The organism is Clostridium sp. ZS2-4, assembly GCF_026719745.1.
GTDB lineage: Bacteria > Bacillota > Clostridia > Clostridiales > Clostridiaceae > Clostridium_H.
This window is the reverse complement of sequence record NZ_JAPPRQ010000103.1, coordinates 1-6638: the sequence shown is the minus strand read 5'-3', so window position 1 is coordinate 6638 and position 6638 is coordinate 1. Positions and strand designations below refer to the sequence as shown.

Sequence of the window (6638 nt, the reverse complement as noted above, 5' to 3'; positions counted from 1 at the left end):
GGCGTATAATCTTATTTTTAAATTCTGATTCGTATCTTCGTTTTTTCATTGTCGTAACCTCTTTTCTGAAATAAATTATATCATTTATTCGACTGAGGTGTTACAACTTTAGTATACCACTACATATAGAGTTTCTTCAGAAGCATTGTTAAGAAGAGTTTTACAAGGAAAAGGTATTTATAAGGTTAATAATATAGTAGAAGTAAATAATTTAATTTCTTTAACTTATTTACTTCCAATGGGTTCTTATAATTTAGATAAGGTTAATGAGTTTATAGTATTTAGAGTAGGAGAAGAAGGGGAAGTATATAAAGGAATAGGAAAAGGTAGTGTAAATTTAACTAGTATGCCTGTTTTCGTAGATAATGAAGGAGCTTTTGGTAGTCCAACAAGTGATTCAGACAGAACAATGGTTAGTGAAGGTGCTGAAAATTTACTTATGATAATGATATCTTTCTCAGAAGAAGATATAAAAGAAAAAGTGGATAAAGCCATTATTATGCTTAAAAAATATGTAGATGCTACAGATATTGAATATAACATAATATAAATATAGATTTATTGGGGTGAAAATCAGACTACGTCTTTCACTATGGTACTATTGCTATGACCCCAGGGGTCATAGCAATATAATTCTATAGAATAAAAAATTATAAACATATTAAAGGGGTATTGTTTTATGAAGCTGAAAATATTTGGAACAGATAAATATTCTGGATTAGATAATATAATTTTATATGTATCATATTTTCTTATTGCATTAACTACAGGATATTTTTTAATAGATTACTTCAATATGAATTCTTTATATAGTTTTATAATAATATATATAATTTCTTACATATGCTCTCATCTTATTATTAAATTAAAACATGAAATTGCCAAACGTATTTAGACTATAGCTTTTAAGAGGCTTATTTATCAAATGAGTAGAAATATAGCATAGCATTATACTATTTCGTTTTTTATTACTTCTACTACATTACTTTTTTTAACGGACTTTGAAGAAAAATAATAGGCTAAGAAAATAGATACAATTATAATCATTGTATATATTAAAATTATTCCTATTGGCAAAACAGACATAAATTCAGCCCATGTAATTAGAGTTAATTTTAACATATAAAAGCAAATAACAAATACTATTGGAATGCTTACAACAATAGGGGTTATTGCAAAGAATAAACCTTCTATTAAAAGCATTTTATTTAATCCCTTTGGTGTTAATCCTACTGATCTAAATATAGCAAATTCTCTCTTTCGTAATCTAAGATTACTTGATATAGTAGAAAAAGTGTTGAAAATGCCAATTAGACCAATCATTAATGCTATAGCAAAAACACTAATAGTTATAGATTTTTGAACCAATTCTTCATGATTTTTTTCTTCTAATAGAGTCCATATTCTAAAATCTTCAGATCCAATATAAGAATTACAAATCTTACTTATTTTTTTCTTTATTCTTGGGCTATCAGTCTTATTTTTTAACACTAAATCAATTGACATCCTATTGTATTCAAGGATACGATCTTGCATAAAGTTACTAACTATTTTTTTATAATTTTTCATAGGAACTATATAAGCTATGCTATATTTATTCATTTGTAAATCTCCTGGAAAAATTTCTATAACATTTCCAACTTTAGCATTAAATTTATAATTTCCATTCATATCTTTTTCTATTTTTTCATTTAAAACTAGCTCATCACCTTCTTTTATATTTAATAATGGTATTTTTTTTGTAACTTTTGAATTCTTTAATGTATGATATGTACTATCTAATAATATTCCTATAGATACACCATTTTTATAATATTTCTCAGAATTAATACCAATTTTTCTGCAATAATTTTTAAATGATTCATTACTTAATCCAACTAAGTTTGCTATAATTCTATGCTTTCCATTTTCATTCAATACATTATATTTCATTGTGTTTACATCATCAAAGCCTCCAGATTTAGAAAAAACATCTGACTCTTGTTCTGATGTTACATAAGTTGAAGTACGAACTTGCCTTCGCATTACATTTTCTTTAACTTCAGGCAGTGAAATAATTTTATTTAGCATCTCATCACTAGGTTTATCTGCGAGATCTAGATTAACTCCCATATCATATTTATCTTTTTCATAATTCTTAGAATTAGCTAAATTGTATATAGATATAATGTTTAGATATCCAACTATTAATATAAAACACATTGAAAGAGAGAGTGCCGCGGTACGTAAACTTTTTTTGTTAGCTGAAAATTGTGTTTTTGCAAGGTCCCCTTCTATACCAAATATTTTTCTTATTATTAGATGATTCTTTCGCTTTTTAAGTTTTACTTTACTAGCATTTTGACGTATACCAACAATAGCTGATACTTTCGCCACTTTCCTTGCTGGAATGTAGGCAGATATTAAAACGGTAATTAATGAAATAATAACAGCAAAGATAACTACTACCCATGATAAGGAAATATCTATTTCCCTAAAATCCTCTGTAGCACTAAGAATTGTATTAACTTTAGAGACAACCACATAACTAAATAAATATCCTATTATAATTCCTATTGGTAATTGAACAATCCATAGTAAAAAACCTTCATAAAGAACAGAATGCTTAATTTGCTTTGGAGTTGCCCCTAAACTTTTTAATATACCTAGTTGTTTAATTCTGCTATTACAAGATAAAGAAAATGCATTATATATTATAAGAATAAATGCTCCCATAACTAGTAGTGTTATTATTATTGCCATTGCTATAACAACAATGACTTGCGTGTTTGTGTTATCTTTATTACTAATTCCATATAAAGATAATAAATTTGTATTATAACGAACACCATATTGTCCATATTCATCTTGAGTTAATCCTACAGACTTAGCTATTTTCGGTAATGCATCATATATTTTACGAGGTTTTACAAAACGCATATAAACCGTAAGTTCATCTTTAGGCTTAATTTTTGCAGTATCTAAGTATCCCATAGCAATATATCCAGGATATATAGACTGACCAGAACTATCTATCTCTCCAACTATTTTATATGTTTTAGTACCTATTGTATTGAAAGTCTCCCCTAACTGTTTGTAATCTTGGGTTTTAATTTTTTTATTGCCTAACATACGATCACCTATGGGAATGGTTAATTTATCACCAATTTTATAGGAAGGATTATCTAAGAAGAATAATTTTGATACAACAATTTCTCCAGTTTTTTCAGGAAGTTTACCCTTCATAAGAGTATTTTTCAAATTCATATCTGACCAAAAATTTGCATCTGCATCTCTCATTAATAAATAAGGACGTTTTGTATTTGAAAGTTTAGCAGTAATCCAAGTTCCTTTAACCATTGTAGTTTCAACCTCTGGATTTTCTGTTACATATTTTAATTTATCACCAGATATAGAATCCCAGAGTTCCCCATGCCAATAACCTGTCTTTTCAATTGTTTCAGTTACTTTTCCTTTCCATAAAGTATGTGCAAAAATACATAGCGAACATAAAAGTGCTGAAGCAATTGTAATAGCAATTATTATAGAAAAGGTATGCCTCTTATTTTTTTTAAAATGATGATATGTGTATTCACTCATGATATTCATTATTTAATCACCTCATCTGATACAAGCTTACCATCATCTATTCTAATTATTCTATCTGCTGATAATGCTATTTTTTCATCATGAGTAATCATTAAAATAGTCTGATTATACTCTTTATTTGAAAGCTTTAACATTTCAAGAATATTTTCAGAATTTTTTCTATCAAGGTTTCCAGTAGGTTCATCTGCTAAAATAATAGCAGGTCTATAAATTAATGAGCGACCAATAGCGACTCTTTGTTGCTGACCACCTGAAAGCTGGTTTGGTAAATGATTAAGCCTTTCCTTTAAACCAAGCATTTTTACAATCTTATCAAATTCTTCTTTTTTAGGTTTTCTACCATCTAATAGCATAGGTAATAATATATTTTTTTCAACAGTTAAAATAGGGATAAGATTAAAAAACTGATATATTAACCCCACTTTTCGTCTGCGAAATAAGGCTAACTTAGTTTCATTCATTGATGAAATATCAGTTCCATCGATATATATTTTTCCTTTTGTAGGTTTATCTACTCCTCCTAACATATGTAGTAGTGTAGATTTTCCTGATCCACTTGTTCCAATTATTGAAACAAATTCTCCTTTGTCTATTTTCAAGTTTAAATTATCCAATGCAGTAACCTTTGTATCACCTATTCCATAGGTTTTTGTAAGATTTTCAGTTTTTAGTATTTCCAAAATATTATCTCCTTTCTTTATTTAAATACCGTAAAAATCTGTTATTTTACCGATCGTTTTTCTTTTATGTAAATTTATAATACCTATGTTAAGTTACATTTCGGTGACATTGGTAATTAATTTCTATAAAACTTTATAATGAATTTTGCTCCTCCTGTTTCTTTATTTACAGCAATTATTTCACCATTTTGTTTTTTAATTATGGAATTTGCAACAGCAAGTCCAATTCCCACGCTATCCTTGGATGAATTTGAACCCTTATAAAATCTAGTAAACAGATGGGGAATATCCTTCTTATCAAACCCTTCACCGTTATCTTCAATTGTTATTTGTGTGCATATAGGATTTTGTTTACAATCTATAGAAATTTGTCCTTCATTTGGTACGTGCTCAGAACAATTTTTAACTATATTCAAAATAGCTTCATTAGTCCAATGAAAATCACCATAAAAAAATACATCACTATGATCTTTTATAAAAAGTTGTTGTTTCTTTTTTTCTATCATCAGGTGCAATGGCTCAACAGCAGCACATATCAGTTCATAAAGATTTATAGGTTTGTATTCCAATGTCAACGCATCTGCATCAATTTTTGAAAGTGTTAACAATGATGAGACTAAATAATTTAAACGATTTATTTGCCCTGAAATACTTTTAATATATAAGGCTTCCTCTCCTTCAATAGAACTATCTTCTAATAATTCAATCATTAATGACATGGACGTAAGTGGGGTTTTAAGTTGATGAGATATATCTGCAAGATTATTACATAACTTTTCTTTTTCTTCTCTTTCTTTTTCACGACTTTCCCTAAGCATCATAACTGTTTTATATAATTCATCTTCTAAAATTGAAAATTCATCCTCCTTTTTCTCGGTGGCCATTCTATAAATTCCTTGATTTATGTCATAAAGATATTCTGCTAAATCACATATGCGTTTACGCTTTATAATATTTGACACTACTACTGAGCCTGCAAAATAAAAAAAAAGTAAAATAATTAGTAACAAAACACTAATAAGTACTTTACTAAACATTTGATAATTATTAAAATTGTTTTTGAAGTGTTCAACATAACCATATTGTTCTAATATTTTTTTCCCCTTATTTATCTCTGTTTCATTTTTATTTTTTAGTGATGATACCAGAGTTTGTTCCATATCAGTATTAGCATTAACTCCAGCTGCTATAAGTTGCGCTGTTTTTTCATAAAAGCTCTTTTTTGCCTGTGTATAAATAAAACTACCAAATATAGTGCAAAGAAATGTTATATATATAAAACTAGTAAAAATCCATATTATTCTGTTTTTCTTGTCCATATAAATTTTATCCCTCCAACCTATAGCCTATTCCTCTCACTGTTTTAATAAGAGAATCATCTTCAAGCTTCTCTCTAAGACGCTTTATAGCTACTGATAATGTATTATTATTTACAAAGTCTCCATTAGAGTCCCACAACTTTTCCAATAAGATAGTTCTTGTTAAAGTACGATTTTTATTCTCTAATAATTGTAGTAATAGGTTATATTCACCAACTGTCAATTCTATTTCATGGTTATTTTTATACACCTTTGCTTCTGACTTTATTACTTTAATATCTTTACACCATAAAACCTCTTCTTCCCTATTATGTTTAGAGGTTCTACGTAAAACAGCAGTAATACGAGATTTCAAAACACTTAATTTAAAAGGTTTTGTAATATAGTCATCTCCACCCATATCTAATCCTTTTATTATGCTACTTTCTTCATCTATAACAGTAAGAAAAATGATAGGAATATCTTTAATTTTTTTTATATACTTACAAAAATCAAATCCTGATCCATCATAAAGATTTAAATCTAGTAATATTAAGTCTATATCTGTTTTAAAAAGCTCTTTACCTTCTTTTAAATTTTTTCCATGAATAACTCTGTAATTATTCTTCAATAAAAATGCTTTAATTCCAAAAGCAATTGTATCATCATCTTCAACTATTAAAATTGTAAACATCTTTTTTCTCCTTTATTTCTCATAAGTATTACCTTGTTTTCTTACACATTAAAAGTATAGTTTTGTTTTAGATGTTCCACAGCCTTTTGTAAATAAGTAGTATTCCAAATGCTTATAGCATTAATTAAAATATTTAAAGCACTGGCTCGCTGCAGCTAATCCTGTAACTTTTCCTTCTCTTATAGAATGATTGTCCATTGTATTCCTTAGCGTGGGTTTTGTTGGAAATGTTGATGACACCCCAAGTAGAGGTGTTCTGGTCAAGTAAAATTGTAACACTTTTGCCTAATATTTTTATGAGCTGTACCGAGCTTCAAAAGGAGTTAATCCTTTATTGAAGGAATGAGGTCTAAGATGGTTATACCAGCTATAGGCATA

Annotated in this window: 5 protein-coding genes and 2 pseudogenes; 2 read left to right on the top strand and 5 right to left on the bottom strand. The window is 27.9% G+C overall.

Annotation, left to right across the window (positions count from 1 at the left end; all coding sequences use genetic code 11):
• Positions 1–136: 136 nt before the first annotated feature.
• Both OIO11_RS12235 and OIO11_RS12230 read left to right on the top strand, forming a co-directional pair.
• Positions 137–550 (top strand): annotated as a pseudogene (locus OIO11_RS12235) (B3/B4 domain-containing protein); the annotation flags it as partial.
• Positions 551–679: 129 nt separating this feature from the next.
• Positions 680–895, top strand: coding sequence for a hypothetical protein (locus OIO11_RS12230; protein ID WP_268071743.1), 216 nt, complete (start codon positions 680–682; stop codon positions 893–895).
• Positions 896–948: 53 nt separating this feature from the next.
• Here the strand turns inward: OIO11_RS12230 and OIO11_RS12225 are convergent, their stop codons facing one another.
• The 5 genes and pseudogenes from OIO11_RS12225 to OIO11_RS17270 all read right to left on the bottom strand — a co-directional run.
• Entirely contained in the window at positions 949–3588 is a 2640-nt protein-coding gene (locus tag OIO11_RS12225; RefSeq protein ID WP_268071742.1) for an ABC transporter permease, read from the bottom strand.
• Positions 3588–4268: an ABC transporter ATP-binding protein gene (locus tag OIO11_RS12220; RefSeq protein WP_268071741.1), complete on the bottom strand. Its 681-nt coding sequence runs from the start codon at positions 4266–4268 to the stop codon at positions 3588–3590. Before OIO11_RS12220 ends, OIO11_RS12225 begins: the two co-directional genes overlap by 1 nt.
• A 116-nt stretch (positions 4269–4384) precedes the next feature.
• Complete coding sequence (locus OIO11_RS12215; RefSeq protein ID WP_268071740.1) at positions 4385–5587, bottom strand: sensor histidine kinase; 1203 nt, start codon at positions 5585–5587, stop codon at positions 4385–4387.
• Between the two features lie 7 nt (positions 5588–5594).
• Positions 5595–6260, bottom strand: coding sequence for a response regulator transcription factor (locus OIO11_RS12210; RefSeq protein ID WP_268071739.1), 666 nt, complete (start codon positions 6258–6260; stop codon positions 5595–5597).
• 47 nt (positions 6261–6307) lie between these two features.
• Positions 6308–6415 (bottom strand): annotated as a pseudogene (locus tag OIO11_RS17270) (Tn3 family transposase); the annotation flags it as partial.
• Positions 6416–6638: the final 223 nt, after the last annotated feature.

Bases quoted from the DNA above. Each gene is read 5' to 3' on its own strand.
- OIO11_RS12230 (WP_268071743.1), top strand. From the start codon at position 680: ATGAAGCTGAAAATATTTGGAACAGATAAATATTCTGGATTAGATAAT.
- OIO11_RS12215 (WP_268071740.1), bottom strand. From the start codon at position 5,587: ATGGACAAGAAAAACAGAATAATATGGATTTTTACTAGTTTTATATAT.
- OIO11_RS12210 (WP_268071739.1), bottom strand. From the start codon at position 6,260: ATGTTTACAATTTTAATAGTTGAAGATGATGATACAATTGCTTTTGGA.
- OIO11_RS12225 (WP_268071742.1), bottom strand. From the start codon at position 3,588: ATGAATATCATGAGTGAATACACATATCATCATTTTAAAAAAAATAAG.